The sequence below is a fragment of the Acinetobacter sp. WU_MDCI_Abxc222 genome, from assembly GCF_025514755.1.
GTDB classification, from domain to species: Bacteria; Pseudomonadota; Gammaproteobacteria; order Pseudomonadales; family Moraxellaceae; genus Acinetobacter; species Acinetobacter geminorum.
On the sequence record NZ_JAHPVG010000007.1, the window covers coordinates 1 to 15,144 of the forward strand.

Annotated in this window: 11 protein-coding genes and 1 tRNA gene; 4 read left to right on the forward strand and 8 right to left on the reverse strand. The window is 39.8% G+C overall.

Annotated features, from left to right (window positions below; all coding sequences use genetic code 11):
• Positions 1-76 (forward strand) — tRNA-Phe (locus KTJ10_RS11720).
• 169 nt (positions 77-245) lie between these two features.
• Here KTJ10_RS11720 and KTJ10_RS11725 read toward each other — a convergent pair.
• The 5 genes from KTJ10_RS11725 to ompR form a co-directional block, all read right to left on the reverse strand.
• Positions 246-677, reverse strand: a complete 432-nt coding sequence (locus KTJ10_RS11725) for a GNAT family acetyltransferase (protein WP_002116887.1) — start codon at positions 675-677, stop codon at positions 246-248.
• 130 nt (positions 678-807) lie between these two features.
• On the reverse strand, positions 808-2,322 hold the full coding sequence (locus tag KTJ10_RS11730) for an acetyl-CoA hydrolase/transferase family protein (protein WP_002116671.1): 1,515 nt from the start codon (positions 2,320-2,322) through the stop codon (positions 808-810).
• A 35-nt stretch (positions 2,323-2,357) separates the two neighbouring features.
• Positions 2,358-2,480 carry a hypothetical protein gene (locus tag KTJ10_RS11735; protein WP_081410534.1) on the reverse strand — a complete coding sequence of 41 codons (123 nt, stop codon included), beginning with the start codon at positions 2,478-2,480 and terminating at the stop codon, positions 2,358-2,360.
• 33 nt (positions 2,481-2,513) lie between these two features.
• Positions 2,514-3,971 carry an ATP-binding protein gene (locus KTJ10_RS11740; protein WP_086264773.1) on the reverse strand — a complete coding sequence of 486 codons (1,458 nt, stop codon included), beginning with the start codon at positions 3,969-3,971 and terminating at the stop codon, positions 2,514-2,516.
• A 17-nt stretch (positions 3,972-3,988) separates the two neighbouring features.
• Positions 3,989-4,753, reverse strand: a complete 765-nt coding sequence (gene ompR / locus KTJ10_RS11745; protein WP_000060753.1) for a two-component system response regulator OmpR — start codon at positions 4,751-4,753, stop codon at positions 3,989-3,991.
• A 657-nt stretch (positions 4,754-5,410) separates the two neighbouring features.
• On the opposite strand from ompR, the gene KTJ10_RS11750 reads away from it, so the two are divergent.
• The gene (locus KTJ10_RS11750; protein ID WP_002116875.1) at positions 5,411-7,759 is read left to right on the forward strand and encodes a Tex family protein; all 2,349 of its coding nucleotides are present in this window, start codon (positions 5,411-5,413) and stop codon (positions 7,757-7,759) included.
• A gap of 298 nt (positions 7,760-8,057) precedes the next feature.
• Positions 8,058-10,244, forward strand: coding sequence for a SulP family inorganic anion transporter (locus KTJ10_RS11755; RefSeq protein WP_233733993.1), 2,187 nt, complete (start codon positions 8,058-8,060; stop codon positions 10,242-10,244).
• Positions 10,245-10,313: 69 nt separating this feature from the next.
• On the opposite strand, the gene KTJ10_RS11760 is transcribed toward KTJ10_RS11755, so the two are convergent.
• Positions 10,314-11,204 (reverse strand): SDR family NAD(P)-dependent oxidoreductase, encoded by an 891-nt coding sequence (locus KTJ10_RS11760; RefSeq protein ID WP_002116932.1) that lies wholly within the window; start codon positions 11,202-11,204, stop codon positions 10,314-10,316.
• Between the two features lie 274 nt (positions 11,205-11,478).
• The gene (locus tag KTJ10_RS11765) at positions 11,479-12,756 is read right to left on the reverse strand and encodes an O-acetylhomoserine aminocarboxypropyltransferase/cysteine synthase family protein (protein ID WP_262442083.1); all 1,278 of its coding nucleotides are present in this window, start codon (positions 12,754-12,756) and stop codon (positions 11,479-11,481) included.
• A 295-nt stretch (positions 12,757-13,051) separates the two neighbouring features.
• Between KTJ10_RS11765 and ettA the strand changes: the two genes are divergently transcribed.
• A complete protein-coding gene (gene ettA / locus KTJ10_RS11770; protein WP_086264776.1) occupies positions 13,052-14,713 on the forward strand; it encodes an energy-dependent translational throttle protein EttA in 1,662 nt (553 codons plus the stop codon).
• 41 nt (positions 14,714-14,754) lie between these two features.
• Here the strand turns inward: ettA and KTJ10_RS11775 are convergent, their stop codons facing one another.
• A complete protein-coding gene (locus KTJ10_RS11775) occupies positions 14,755-15,138 on the reverse strand; it encodes a tetratricopeptide repeat protein (RefSeq protein WP_199964073.1) in 384 nt (127 codons plus the stop codon).
• Between the last annotated feature and the right edge of the window lie 6 nt (positions 15,139-15,144).

The window sequence follows — 15,144 nt, forward strand, 5'->3', positions numbered from 1 at the left end:
GGCGTGATAGCTCAGTAGGTAGAGCAACGGATTGAAAATCCGTGTGTCCCCAGTTCGATCCTGGGTCTCGCCACCATATTCGAAAAAGCCCCATACATAATGTATGGGGCTTTTTTCATGCCTGTTTATTTAATAAAAATATTAAGACCTTACCTGTGTATAAATCTCATTTTATCCACAAGCAAAGAGGGTTATCCCCAATATTGCCTTAACTTTCTAAAAATGGCTCAACTGAAAACTTGTCTCTAATCGTGAGAACTATCACGAATAAGTCGTTTTCCTAAACACACGGCTTCTACCTCGTCATAGCCAAGTTGTTCGTAAAAATTCAATACATTCAAATTGTCTTTACGGACTAATAATTGAAGCTTTGGGCAACCCCGAGCGATGAGGCGCTTCTCAAGCTGCTGAACGAGCGCTGTAGCGATTCCTAAGCGTTGTTGGTGGGGGTGAACAGCCAAATAGTTGATCCAGCCTCTATGACCGTCGTAGCCGCCCATAAGCGTACCAATCAGTTGCTCATCTTTAATAGCAACTAAAAACAAATCATCCTGTTGTGAGACTTTCCTGAAAATATCGGTTTCTGGATTATTCCAAGGGCGGGTCAGTCCACAGCTTTCCCATAAAATAACGACATCATCCAGATCTGCATTTGTAAATTGACGAATAATAAACATATGGATTTCTACTTTTTGTTTTGATGTGCTCAAAAGATAAAATAAAAATTCGGGCTTGAGCAGTTTTTTATTAATAATTTAAACAAATAAAAAAGCACCCCCGAAGGAGTGCTTGAATTCAACCAGTGGTTTAAGCTGATTTTGCAACTGGTGCTGCTTGAAGCATTTGACCTGTTTCTTCGAAGTTCGCATGCCAAGACAATGCTTCACGAAGTAAGTGAGGGGTATGTCCACCTTTAGCACATGCACGGTCAAAGTAGTCATTTAATGCATCACGATAAAGTGGGTGTACACAGTTATCGATAATTGCACGAGCGCGTTCACGAGGCGCTAAACCGCGTAAGTCAGCTAAACCTTGCTCTGTCACTAAAATATCAACGTCGTGTTCACTGTGATCAACGTGGCTCACCATAGGCACGATAGAAGAGATATCGCCGCCTTTAGCAATTGATTTGGTTACAAAGATCGCCAAGTGGGCGTTACGAGCGAAATCACCTGAACCACCAATACCGTTCATCATTTTAGTACCGCATACGTGAGTTGAGTTCACGTTACCGTAAATATCAAACTCAAGCGCAGTGTTAATGCCGATAATACCTAAACGACGAACCAATTCAGGATGGTTAGAAATTTCTTGTGGACGGAGCACTAATTTATCTTTGTAAGCTTCGATATTACCAAAAACTTTTTCGCCACATTTTGCAGAAAGGGTAATTGAGCTACCAGAAGCAAATTTCATTTTGCCTGCATCAATGAGTTCAAAAGTACAGTCTTGTAGTACTTCTGAGTACATGATGAGGTCTTCAAAATCAGAATCTTTTAAACCTGTTAGTACAGCGTTGGCAATAGAGCCAATTCCTGCTTGTAATGGACCAAGGTTTTTCGGTAAACGACCTTCTGCAACTTCTTTATTAAAGAAAGCAATTAAGTGGTTTGCAATGCCTTGAGTCTCATCATCTGGAGGAGTTACTGTTGATGGTGAGTCATGTGTATCGTTAAATACAATACCTACAATTTTTGCAGGATCGATTTGGATTGCCGTTGTACCAATACGCTCATCCACTTTTGTTAATGGAATTGGAGTACGTGTTGGACGGTAAGTCGGAATATAGATGTCGTGTAAACCTTCAAAGCTTTCGCTTAAAGATGTGTTGATTTCAACAATAACTTTTTCGGCAAAAATAGCAAAGCTTGCAGAGTTACCTACAGAAGTTGTTGGAATAATGCCGCCATCTTCAGTAATCGCAATTGCTTCAATTACCGCAACGTCTGGACGTTTAAGTTGTTGGTTACGCATTTGCTCAACAGTTTCTGATAAATGTTGATCAATAAACATAACTTCGCCGTTGTTAATCGCACGACGTAAAGTGTTGTCTACCTGAAATGGCATACGACGAGATAAAACACCTGCTTCCGTGAGTTGTTTGTCTAAGTCATTACCTAAGCTAGCACCCGTAATTAACGTGATTTTTAACGGATTTTTCTTTGCATGCTCTACAAGTGCTTGTGGAACAGCTTTAGCTTCACCGGCACGAGTAAAACCACTCATACCAACGGTCATTCCATTTTCGATGAATTGCGCAGCTTGTTCAGCACTGATGACCTTGTCATGAAGAGAAGCTAGGCGAATACGACTTAAAGACATTGGACATCCTCAATATTGTCAAAACATACGGGATTTTAGCTATGAAAAATTGAAAAGTGCATAGGTGTTAGGCTAAGGTCTAATTTTGTAAATAAATGGCGGTATAAATTATATTTATAGTTTTTATTTAATTGATTTTTATTGCTTTTATTTATCATTAAAACAAGGCTTTTAATTGCTGATTGATCAAATTAAAAGCGCTCACTTAAAGTTTGTTTTATTTTTTCCAATGGATTGGTTGAGGTATTTTCTTCGGTACTCGGTTTTGGGATTGGTAAAGAAATAATAACCTCTAAACCACCTTGTTCACGGTTATGAATTTGAATCTCGCCATGATGAATATCGACAATACGTTTAACAATAGCCAGCCCAAGACCACTACCTTGAATGGTTCTTGCTGAGTCTCCGCGAACAAAAGGTTGCATTAACTCTTCAATTTGATCTGCCGGAATGCCTTCACCATGATCGGCAACAGTAATTAAAATAGATTCATTTTCTACTTTTGCACTGAGCTCTATCGGTTCAGCACCATAGCGTTTCGCATTATTAATCAAGTTGGCAATCAATCTTTTTAAAGAAAGACTACGTGCCGGAATAATGGGTACATCCTGCATCTCGAATTGAATATCGAGAGGTTTAAATTGCACAACAAGTTCTTGCAAAAGCATGTTGATATTGGTGTCTTTCAACTCCTCATCTGAGCCATCGCGCATGTAGGAAATGAACTGATTAAGAATTGCATCCATATCATCTACATCGTAGACCAAGCCTTCACGTAAAAACTCATCAGGCAGCATCTCTGCTGTTAAACGTATGCGTGTAAGTGGAGTACGTAAATCATGTGAAATACCTGCCAACATAATACGTCGCTCACGCTCAGTCTGATCGAGTGTGTAGACCATACGATTAAACGCTTGGTTTACTTGACGAATTTCTAGTGGACCGTGATTGGTATCAAGGTACGGCGCTGTTCCTGATTTACTGTATTCATTGGCTGCATTTTGCAAACGACGCAGAGGGCGGTTCATCTGTCGAACCAAAATTAAAATAATGATAGCCGACAGTAATGGAACACCCACGACCCAACCCACTAAAAGTTCAGGACTATAGTTGGCATAGGTTTTTAAAGGCTCTCGAACCCAGTTCCCATGCATTTCAGGTGTTTGAATCCAAATGCGTGGGCTCGGTTTAAACTGGAAGTAAACGGTAACGTCTTTAGTCCCAATCTCATTTGCCAGCTTATTTTCAACGTGATTGGTAAAAAACTCGGCAATGACCTTTTCTCGGACACTTGGATATTCTTTGGGGTTGGTAACGTATTCAATACCGACTCGATTACGCAACCACGCATCAATATCTACTTCATTTTCACGATGAAAAATTCGTATATCAGGATTATTGACGAGCTCAAGCTCAACCGCAAGATAACGGGCGTGCTGTTGAATTTCAGGTAAATAAAGAGTGCGCCAAAAGAACCATAACGACATAAATAAGCTAAAGAACACCACCAGCAGTACCAGAATAGTGGTACGCATGGCAGCAGAACGTGGCTTTATTTTGTCGAGAAAACGTTCCCACCGAGTCCGTTTACGTTCTGAATAGGCAACGTAATCGGTAAAGTTCTGTGGGGCGATTGGTTCTAAACTCACTCTATTTTATCTCAAGCTTATTCAGCACCGTCTGGAACGAATACATAGCCTACACCCCATACAGTTTGGATGTAACGTGCACGTGCAGGGTTATCTTCAATTAAACGACGTAAACGAGAAACTTGAACGTCAATTGAACGTTCCATTGCACCCCATTCACGGCCACGCGCTAAGTTCATCAGTTTATCGCGCGTTAATGGTTCACGTGGGTGTTGTACTAATGCTTTTAATACTGCAAATTCGCCAGTTGTTAAGGTAACGATTTGTCCTTCACGTGTCAGTGTACGAGTAGACAAGTCTAGAGACCATGGACCAAAACTTACAACTTCAACTTGTTGGCTTGGTGCGCCCGGAACTTCACGAACTTGGCGACGTAATACTGCACGGATACGTGCTAAAAGTTCATTTGGGTTAAATGGTTTTGGCAAGTAGTCATCTGCACCAGCTTCAAGACCTGCAATACGGTCTGAATCGCTACCGCGTGCTGTTAACATGATGATTGGCGTATCAATATTTGATTGGCGCAAACGACGGCAAATACTTAAACCATCTTCAACCGGTAACATAAAGTCGAGTACGATAAGTGAAAATAACTCACGTTGTAATAAACGGTCCATTTGCGAAGCATCGTGGGCAGTTTTTACAACAAAGCCTTTATCTTCCAAAAAACGTTGCAAGAGGGTACGTAAACGCACATCGTCATCGACCACTAAAATACGTTCGACACGATCCGTTTCGTTGTGTACGGTTTCAGGATGTTCAGCAGGTACAACTAAACTCATGATGTACTCCCTTTTAAAGTCATAATTTATATATTATTGGGTCGGATAGGCTTATTGCCAACAAGCCCTCAGTATAATGCCGATGTTCTTGTTTAGACTATGTATCAATTTGCTCAAAATTACAATTTTCAAGGTGGTTTGAAACCAAAAAACAACATCTTAAGCCCACAATTTAGCAAAGACCGCCCTAAAACAACAAATAGTTAAATTTTCAATAATTTTCGAATAACTCAATGGTAATAACTAATTGTTTCAAATCAGTTATTTGAAATAAATATAATAGACTTTTGATTGCTGAATAAGATAAAAAAACTGAGTAGATAAGAAATTAGAAGAATAAAGTAGTGCTCAACCTCAATGTTTTTATCTTTTGGGCTATGTATCAATATGATCATTTTCTCATAAATTATATTAATTTTTTGTCATGTTCATGACATAAGTCATACGTTTATATTTTTTAAAGATTAAAAGGTAGGGTTCAGTCTTAACTTTTTTATACTTAAATCACTGTTTTTGCGTGCTCTAGTAGTCGTAAAAAGTATAAATATTCAGAGTCAATACAAAAAAACGTTTTGAATACGCAAACAAGTGTGGATTTTATGGGCTTGGTCTTTATAATCAGTGCTTTTAAACTTTATCCTTGTGGGATCAAACACGATGACTGACTTAGTTCAGCAGTTGGCAAGTGAGCTTGCCGTACGTCCAAACCAAGTAGAAGCTGCCATCCGCTTAATTGACGAAGGTGCCAGTGTTCCATTCATTGCCCGTTACCGTAAAGAAGTAACACAAGGTTTAGATGATACGCAGTTACGCCAATTAGATACTCGTTTAGCGTATTTACGTGATTTATATGAGCGCCGTGAAAAGGTCATTCAGTCATTGCAAGAACAGAATAAGTTGAATGATGACTTGTTGGCGCGGGTGAATGCAGCCGAAACAAAAAATGCTTTAGAAGAAATTTATGCACCGTATCGTCCTAAGCGTACAAGTAAGTCTTTTAAAGCAAAAGAAGCAGGTTTAGGACCGATTGCTGAAAAAATTATTGCAGAACAAGTTGACCCGACAGAAGCATTGGCTGGTTTTAGTCATGAAGACTATCCAGATGTTGAAAGTCAGTTAGATGCGATCCAGCATATTCTGATTGATGACTGGGCACAAAATATTGCACTTACTACAGAATTAAAAGCAACTTTTGCAAAAACTGCGGTTTTAAAAAGTACTGTTGCTTCTGAAGAAAAGAAAGAAGTCGGTAAAAAATTCCGTGATTACTTTGAATTTTCTGAAGGTTTAAACAAATTACCTTCACACCGTCTATTGGCGATGTTACGTGGGCGTCAAGAAAACGTATTAGGTTTAAAAGTTGATGGTGAAGATGATGCACCATTAGCGCGTATTGAAACTGAATACAACCTTGAGCAAATTCAACCTCAAGCACGTCAAGATTTCTTAAAACAAACTGCAAAATTATTCTGGTTGGGTAAAGTTCGTCCTCAAATCGAGCATTCATTGCTAACAGAGAAACGACTTACTGCCGAAGCAGAAGCAATGCAGGTATTCGCTGAAAATCTTCGTCATTTATTATTATCAGCGCCAGCAGGTGGTCGAACTACTTTAGGTGTTGACCCTGGTATTCGTACTGGTGTGAAACTTGCAGTAGTAAGCGATGCAGGTGATGTACTTGCTCATAGCACGATTTATCCATTCGCGCCTAAAGAAGATAAAGAAGGTTCTATTGCTGAACTTGCGCGTCTATGCCGTGAATATAATGTAGAGCTTATTGCTATTGGTAATGGTACAGCTAGCCGTGAAACAGAAGCTGTAGTGGCTGAAATGATGGCTGCTAATACAGACCTCAAATTAACACGCGTGACTGTAAGTGAAGCGGGTGCATCTGTTTACTCTGCAAGTGAGCTTGCTGCTGCAGAACTTCCAGAGCTTGATGTTTCAATTCGTGGTGCAGTGTCGATTGCTCGCCGTTTACAAGATCCACTTGCTGAACTTGTTAAGATTGATCCGAAATCAATTGGTGTAGGTCAATATCAACACGACGTAAATCAAACTGGTTTAGCAAAAACTCTTGACGCGGTAGTTGAAGACTGTGTGAACGCTGTTGGTGTTGATGTAAATACGGCGTCACCAGCAATCTTGGCTTATATTGCAGGTTTAAACAAAGCAATTGCTCAGCAAATTGTTGAATATCGCAAAGAGCATGGTCGTTTTGATAACCGTCAAGCTTTGAAAAGCGTACCACGTTTAGGCGAGCGTACTTTTGAGCAAGCAGCTGGTTTCTTACGTATCCAAAATGGTTCTGAACCTTTAGATGCTTCTGCTGTTCACCCTGAGAGTTATGGTCTTGTTGAGAAAATTGTTGCAGCAAAAGCGACAACTGTGAAAGACATCATTGGTAATACCGAAATCATTCGCCAAGTAAAAGCTGATGAATTTGTTGATGACAAATTTGGTTTGCCAACAGTACAAGACGTATTAGCTGAACTTGAAAAACCGGGTCGTGACCCACGTCCAGAGTTCCGTACTGCTAAATTCCGCGAAGATATTACTGAAGTGGGCCAATTAACTGAAGGTATGCAACTTGAGGGTGTGATCACTAATGTCACAAACTTTGGTGCTTTCGTTGATATTGGTGTACATCAGGATGGTTTAGTTCATATTTCTGAGTTAGCGAATGAGTTCGTTTCTGACCCGCATAAGGTTGTAAAACCGGGTCAGATCGTACAAGTGCGTGTTATGCAGGTTGATGTTGAACGTAACCGCGTGAACTTAAGTATGCGTGCTGAAGGTTCTGCACCTGTAAAAGCACAGCGTCCACCACGCCGTGAACAAAATACAGAACAGCGTTTTGAGCGTAAGCCTCAAGGTAAACGTCCTCAACCGCGTAAAGATCAAGCTGAACGCCCTCAGCGTAGCAAGCAAGAGAAACCACAAGAACAAAAGATTGGTGGTTTAGGTGCATTGTTATTACAAGCAGGAATTAAAGGTTCTAAATAAGAGTCTTTAATTGATAAAAAGGCCTCCAATTGGAGGCTTTTTTTATGGGTTAAAATATTACTTTTTTAATAATTATATAAAAGCGAAATAAGAAAAAAACAGTCGTAAAGATGAGGTGAATCTTAAGATCAACAAATCGTTGTTAAATACACAATTAAATACACAACGTTATAGCATAACTAAACTTTAATGATATTCAGTTGTTCGACATTATCAACCCAGCCTTGAAGCATTTACTCACTTTCAGGCTGTAATAGTACAACTTTGCTTATTTCTTTATATTATAAATGGTTGTTTTATGTCGGTTTTAAACCTGAAAAATAGATTTCATTTGAAAGACCTCTTGTCCGGAGTTGTCGTATTCCTCGTGGCATTACCGCTGTGTTTGGGTATTGCTTTAGCCTCAGGTGCTCCCATCATCTCTGGTATTATTGCAGGTATTGTGGGCGGCATTATTGTGGGTTTACTGAGTGGTTCTCACATTAGCGTTGCAGGCCCAGCGGCAGGGCTGACTGCTGTCATCCTTGTACAGTTAGAACAATTAGGCGGCAATTATGCCGCCTTTTTATTATGTATTATTTTTGCCGGTGTCCTACAAATTCTATTTGGATTATTTAAGTTAGGTTTTTTTGCGAACTTTATTCCAAATAATGTCATTTTAGGGTTATTAGCTGCTATTGGTGTCATCCTGATTGCTACGCAATTACCTTATCTGTTTGGACTTTCTGATTTTTCATGGAAACAGGTTTGGACTTCAACACCAGATGCATTCCTTCAACATTTTGATGGAGGCGCTGCGCTTATTGGTTTGCTCAGTCTATTCTTAATTTTAGCGTGGGATAGCAGTCCGCTTAAAAAACTAGCTTTACCTTCGGCTTTGATTGCAGTTGTGCTAGCAGCAGTTTTAAATTTTGTTTTAGTGAGTATCGGCTCTGCATGGGCAGTGCAAATTGATAACCTCATTCAATTGCCGAATATATTAAAAGCTCCCGAAGAAGTATTAATTTTCCCTGATTTTAGCTATTTAGCGGAACCTATGATTTACACAGGGGCAATTACTCTGGCTGTTGTGGCCTCTTTAGAAACCTTATTGAATTTAGAGGCAGCAGATAAAATCGATCCTCAAAAACGCTCTTCTCCGCCGAATCGTGAACTCTGGGCACAAGGTACAGGGAATATCGTTTCGGGCTTAATAGGTGGCATGCCCGTGACTTCAGTGATTGTGCGAAGTTCGGTGAATGCGAATACAGGCGCGCGTAGTAAGTGCTCTACCATTATTCATGGGGTATTGTTGCTGTTAGCGGTTTTATTCTTCGTGCCATTAATGAACATGATTCCTCTGTCTGCATTGGCTGCAATCCTTATTGTGACAGGCTTTAAGCTTACTCATCCAAAACTATTCAAACAGCTTTATCAAAAAGGATGGAAACAGTTTTTACCTTTTATTATTACCTTAGTTGCAATTTTACTGACCGATCTTTTAATGGGAATTTTAATTGGTCTGTTCACCAGTAGTGCTTTTATTCTCTATGGCAATTTTAATAAAGGTATTCGTGTTTATAGAGAGAAACGTTTGCATGGCGTAGTCACGCGTATTGAACTTCCATCACAAGTCACCTTTCTTAATCGTTCTGCGCTTATTTCGGCATTGGAACATGTGCATAAGCATCAACAACTCATTATTGATGCAACTCAGTGTGATTCGATCGATCCTGATATTTATCAAGTTATTCAAGATTATCAAAGTGAAACGGCTATTAAACGTCAGGTAAACCTTAAATTGGTCGGGTTCAAACAGCACTATCAAGATGTTGATGATGCGGTACTTGATATTGATATTAGTACACATGATTTGCAACAAAAGTTGAGTCCACAACAGGTCGTTAACCTACTTAAAGAGGGGAACGAACGTTTTGTAAAAAATGAACGTTTACAACGAGATATTTATCGACAAATTCGTGTGACTGCAGATGAAGGCCAACATCCGATCGCAGCCGTTCTTGGGTGTATGGACTCACGTGCACCCACCGAAATGATTTTTGATGTGGGTATTGGTGATCTGTTCAGCTTACGAATTGCAGGTAATATTGCTGGGCAAAAAGTATTGGGTTCACTTGAGTTTGCATGTCAGGCCAAAGGTTCTAAAGTCATCGTTGTTTTAGGACATACCGATTGCGGTGCGGTGACGAGTGCATGTCAATTGCGTTTAGAGCAAAAGCAAGTATCTGATGTGAAGGAAATGCCACACATTCAATATGTACTTGGACCATTAATGCACTCGGTTGATAGCGTATATGACATTATGCAGCCACGTGAATTAGGTAATGCTTTTATTAGTCAAGTCACAGCAATGAATGTTCATTACAACATCCAGTACATTATTAATAATAGCAGCGTGCTTAAAGATATGGTGGATCGAGGTGAGATCGTAGTTGTGGGGGCAATTTACGATGTAAAAACAGGGCACGTTCAGTTTCTTGATTGATCAGTCCTTTAGTTAAAAAAAGCGCCTTAGTTAAGGCGCTTTTTTATTTGTTATGCGATTAACTCAAAATTACCAGTGTTCACCTGGGAAAATGCGTGCATAAGCTTTTTGTGCCCAGTTTAATTTCTCGGTTTTTTGTCCCTTCGCTGCATCTGAACTTGGGAATAAACGGAAACCAATCGACATAAACATATTATTGATGCCTGGCGCTACAGAATAAGTCATTGAAGCTAAGCGACCTAAGTTGGTTGCCATACGTTTCGGGCGTTTCACAATTGCATAAGCAATTAAGTCAGCAGCCTGCTCAGGTGAAAGGGTTGGAACATATTTATAAATTTTAGTTGGTGCAATCATTGGGGTACGAACCAATGGCATATAAATTGAAGTAATTGCGATTTTGTGTGCATGAACTTCGGCAGATAGACAGCGGCTAAATGCATCAAGCGCTGCTTTAGACGCGACATATGCAGAGAAGCGAGTAGCGTTTGCTAAAACACCAATCGAGCTAATGTTAATGATTTGTCCATCTTTACGCTGAATCATATGCGGCAAGATATTGAGAACTAGGCGAACCGCGCCAAAATAATTTAATTGCATCGTGCGTTCAAAGTCATGAAAACGATCATAAGACTCATGTACAGCACGGCGAATAGAGCGACCTGCGTTATTAATTAAAATATCAATGTGATCAACAGTCGCTAAAATTTCTTTAGATACTTGGTCAATCATTTCCATATCGTTAAGATCACATGGGAAAATTGATGCCTTACCGCCACGTTTTTCGATATCTGCTTTTACTTCTTCCAAAGTTTCTTGAGTACGGGCAACCAGTAAAACATGGGCACCAGCATCAGCAAGTTTGTTTGAAATCGTTAATCCGATTCCACTCGAGGCGCCTGTCACTAAAATGACTTTATCTTGTACCTTTTCCTGGAACAGAGCTTCTAATTTTTTATTCACAGCATTTTACCTAAGTAGGGGCAGGGACTATTTATTCCGGTATGTAATTTTTATTTTTTACAACCGTAGGTTCATCCAAATGAACTCATAAATATTGTCTTTATCTTAATAGATGTTTAAAAATTGTCTAGTCCGTAAATATATGAAATTTAACAATTTATTTAGAGTAAAAACTCTAAAATAGTATCTTAATCCATTAATTATTTTAGTTATATAGTGAACAGAAAAATGAAAAAAGCCTCTATTTCCAGAGGCTTGATAAATAGTTTAAAGGTTATACAGCTGAAAGTGCTTGTTCTAAATCGGCAATTAAGTCATCAATATGCTCAATTCCAATGGAAAGACGAACCATATCTTCACTTACACCAGCAGATTTAAGCTCTTGTTCATTGAGCTGACGGTGAGTCGTAGTTGCAGGGTGGCAAGCCAAACTTTTAGCATCACCAATATTCACCAGACGAGTAAATAGCTGAAGTGCATCGATGAATCGAGTACCGCCTTCACGCCCATCTTGTACACCGAAAGATAAAATTGCAGAAGGTTTACCTTTTACATATTTTTGAGCAAGCTGGTACTGCGGATGATCTTTTAAACCTGCGTAATTCACCCATTTTACTTTTGGATGGGTCTGTAAATACTCTGCAATTTTTTGCGCATTTTCAGTATGACGCTCCATGCGGAGATTTAGAGTTTCGAGACCTTGTAAAATCAAGAAGACACTGAGCGGGCTAATTGCCGCGCCTGTATTACGTAATGGCACTACACGAGCTCGTGCAATATAGGCTGCTTCACCTAAAACTTCGACATAATTAACCCCGTGATAACTTGGGTCAGGTGTATTCAAAACTTTAAAGCGCTCTGGATATTTACCCCAAGGGAATTTGCCGCTATCGATAATCGCGCCACCAATGCTATTACCGTGTCCACCAATATATTTGGTAAGAGAATGAATAACGATATCGGCGCCATATTGAAACGGTTTTAATAAGGCAGGGGTGGCAACCGTATTATCGACGATGACAGGTACGCCATATTCATGTGCAATTTTTGAAATTGCTTCTAAATCGATAATATTTCCGAGTGGATTCCCAATTGATTCAACAAAAACAAGTTTAGTCTTATCATCAATTAAGTTACGTAAGCTTTCAGGCTGTTGATAATCAAAAAAGCGAACTTCAATACCTTGTTTTGGTAAGGTGTGGGCAAATAAATTATAAGTTCCGCCATATAAAGTTGAGACGGAGGCAATGTTGTCTCCCGCTTCTGTAATCGTTTGGACAGCATAGGTAATCGCTGCCATTCCAGAAGCCAAGGCTAAAGCACCAATTCCTCCTTCGAGTGCAGCAAGGCGTTGCTCAAGCACAGCAGTGGTCGGGTTCATAATGCGAGTATAAATATTGCCCTGAACTTTTAAATCGAAAAGATCGGCGCCGTGTTGTGTATTATCAAATGCATATGAAGTGGTTTGATAAATAGGGACCGCAACCGCTTTTGTTGTTGCTTCGGGTGAGTAGCCAGCATGAATTGCTAAGGTTTCATCTTTATAAGTCATGATTACTTCATCTTCGTGAGTTAAATATTGAGCGAGTCTAGCTTAAAAGTTAAATAGAAAATTGCACAAATTCTGGTTTGTTTTCTAATTTTAGGAATAAAGATAGAAAAATATACGCTGAAACGCTGTACAAATCTTATCCATAAACATTTTGCAACTTATTGAAAAAGAAAATTGTTTGATAAATCCGTACGATGGAAATCATAACTTCAAGTCATCGAGGTTTTCAGCGTATAATACGCGCGATTATTTATCGCTTATGCGATGTATTGGTTTTTCAATTGAGGAGTCCTGCGTGGCCCAATATATTTATACGATGAACCGAGTGTCTAAGATGGTTCCGCCAAAGCGCGAAATCTTAAAAGACATCTCTTTATCATTTTTCCCGGGTGCCAAAATTGGTGTACTCGGTTTGAACGGTGCAGGTAAATCTACCTTGCTTCGTATTATGGCTGGCGTAGATAAAGATTTCTCTGGTGAAGCTCGTGCACAACCTGGAATTAAAATCGGCTATTTAGAGCAAGAACCACCTCTTGATCCGACTAAAGACGTTCGTGGTAACGTTGAAGATGGCGTACGTGAAGCTTTAGATGCATTAGAGCGCCTTGATCAGGTTTTTGCAGAATATGCAGATCCGGATGCAGATTTTGATGCACTTGCAAAAGAGCAGGAAAAATTAGAATCAATTATCCATGCTTGGGATGCACATAACTTAAATAACCAGCTTGAAATCGCGGCAGATGCCTTGAACCTTCCAGCTTGGGATGCGGACGTAACTAAGCTTTCAGGTGGTGAACGCCGTCGTGTAGCGCTTTGTCGTTTATTGCTTTCGAAGCCAGACATGTTGCTTCTTGACGAACCGACGAACCATTTGGATGCAGAATCTGTTTCTTGGTTAGAGCGCTTCTTGAAAGATTTCCCTGGCACAATCGTTGCGATTACGCATGACCGTTATTTCTTAGATAACGTTGCCGAGTGGATCTTGGAGCTTGACCGTGGACATGGTATTCCTTACCAAGGTAACTATTCTTCTTGGTTAGAGCAAAAAAATGCTCGTTTAGAACAAGAGCAGAAACAAGAAGAATCTTTTGCTAAAGCTTTGAAAAAAGAACTTGAATGGGTTCGTTCAAATGCGAAAGGTCAGCAAAAGAAAAACAAAGCGCGTATGGAACGTTTTGAAGAGCTTAACTCTAAAGAATTCCAGCAACGTAATGAAACGTCTGAAATCTACATTCCACCTGGCCCTCGTTTGGGTAATAAAGTTGTGGAAGTGGAAGGTATCAGTAAATCATTTGACGGCCGCTTATTGTACGAAAACTTAACGTTTACCGTGCCTCCAACAGCAATTGTGGGTATCGTTGGTCCAAATGGTGCGGGTAAAACGACTTTATTCCGTATGATGACCGGTGAACAGCAACCTGATACAGGTACTGTGACTTTAGGTGAGTCAGTTAAAGTGGCTTACGTAGGTCAGATTCGTGACACTCTAGACAATAACAAAACTGTTTGGGAAGAAGTGTCTGGTGGTTTAGATATCTTGAAAGTGGGCGATTATGAAATTGCTTCACGTGCTTATATCGGCCGCTTTAACTTTAAAGGCCAAGACCAGCAAAAACGCGTAGGCGAATTGTCTGGTGGTGAGCGTAACCGTTTACAACTTGCGAAAATTTTACAGCAAGGTGCAAATGTTATCTTACTGGATGAGCCATCAAACGACTTGGATATTGAAACTTTACGTGCGCTTGAGGATGCAATTCTTGTATTCCCAGGTACGGTAATGGTGGTATCGCATGACCGTTGGTTCCTTGACCGTATCGCGACACACATCTTGTCATTTGAAAATGAACAGCCAGAATTCTACACAGGTAACTATGCAGAATATGAAGCATACCGTCAGTCACGTTTAGGTGAAGACGCTGTTCAAAAACGTACTAAATACAAAAAAATTAGCGGATAATCTCTGTTAATTTAAAAAACCAGCCTAAGGGCTGGTTTTTTTTATGAAAATGCGAGTTTACTAAAAGCTTCTTGTAAGCAATGCTCGGCATCGGGATGTCCCTGACTTGCTGCTTTTCTAAGCCATTTTTCAGCTTCGTTATAGTTTTTATCTAATCCAAATTGACCATTGAGATAACCAATACCAAGTTTAAAAGATGCATCGGGACTACCTCGTAAAGCTGCTCGTAAGTAGCACCACATAGCATTTCGGTCATTAGCAGTTACATCTAACCAGTTTTGCATACGTTCATGATCTTGCTCAGCTAACTCTTCAAAGCGTAAACCCTGTTCAATTTCATCAACTGCTTGCGAATGCATATCAGAAGGTAAGTTTTCAAAAGCAAACAAGTGATTAAGTCCATGCTTGATTGATTTCATATTCATGATAGT

Coding starts and splice junctions, on each gene's coding strand:
- KTJ10_RS11730 (WP_002116671.1), bottom strand. CDS start 2,322: ATGTCTTTAAGTCGTATTCGCCTAGCTTCTCTTCATGACAAGGTCATC.
- KTJ10_RS11725 (WP_002116887.1), bottom strand. CDS start 677: ATGTTTATTATTCGTCAATTTACAAATGCAGATCTGGATGATGTCGTT.
- KTJ10_RS11735 (WP_081410534.1), bottom strand. CDS start 2,480: ATGATAAATAAAAGCAATAAAAATCAATTAAATAAAAACTATAAATAT.
- KTJ10_RS11765 (WP_262442083.1), bottom strand. CDS start 12,756: ATGACTTATAAAGATGAAACCTTAGCAATTCATGCTGGCTACTCACCC.
- KTJ10_RS11755 (WP_233733993.1), top strand. CDS start 8,058: ATGTCGGTTTTAAACCTGAAAAATAGATTTCATTTGAAAGACCTCTTG.
- KTJ10_RS11750 (WP_002116875.1), top strand. CDS start 5,411: ATGACTGACTTAGTTCAGCAGTTGGCAAGTGAGCTTGCCGTACGTCCA.
- ompR (WP_000060753.1), bottom strand. CDS start 4,753: ATGAGTTTAGTTGTACCTGCTGAACATCCTGAAACCGTACACAACGAA.
- KTJ10_RS11775 (WP_199964073.1), bottom strand. CDS start 15,138: ATGAATATGAAATCAATCAAGCATGGACTTAATCACTTGTTTGCTTTT.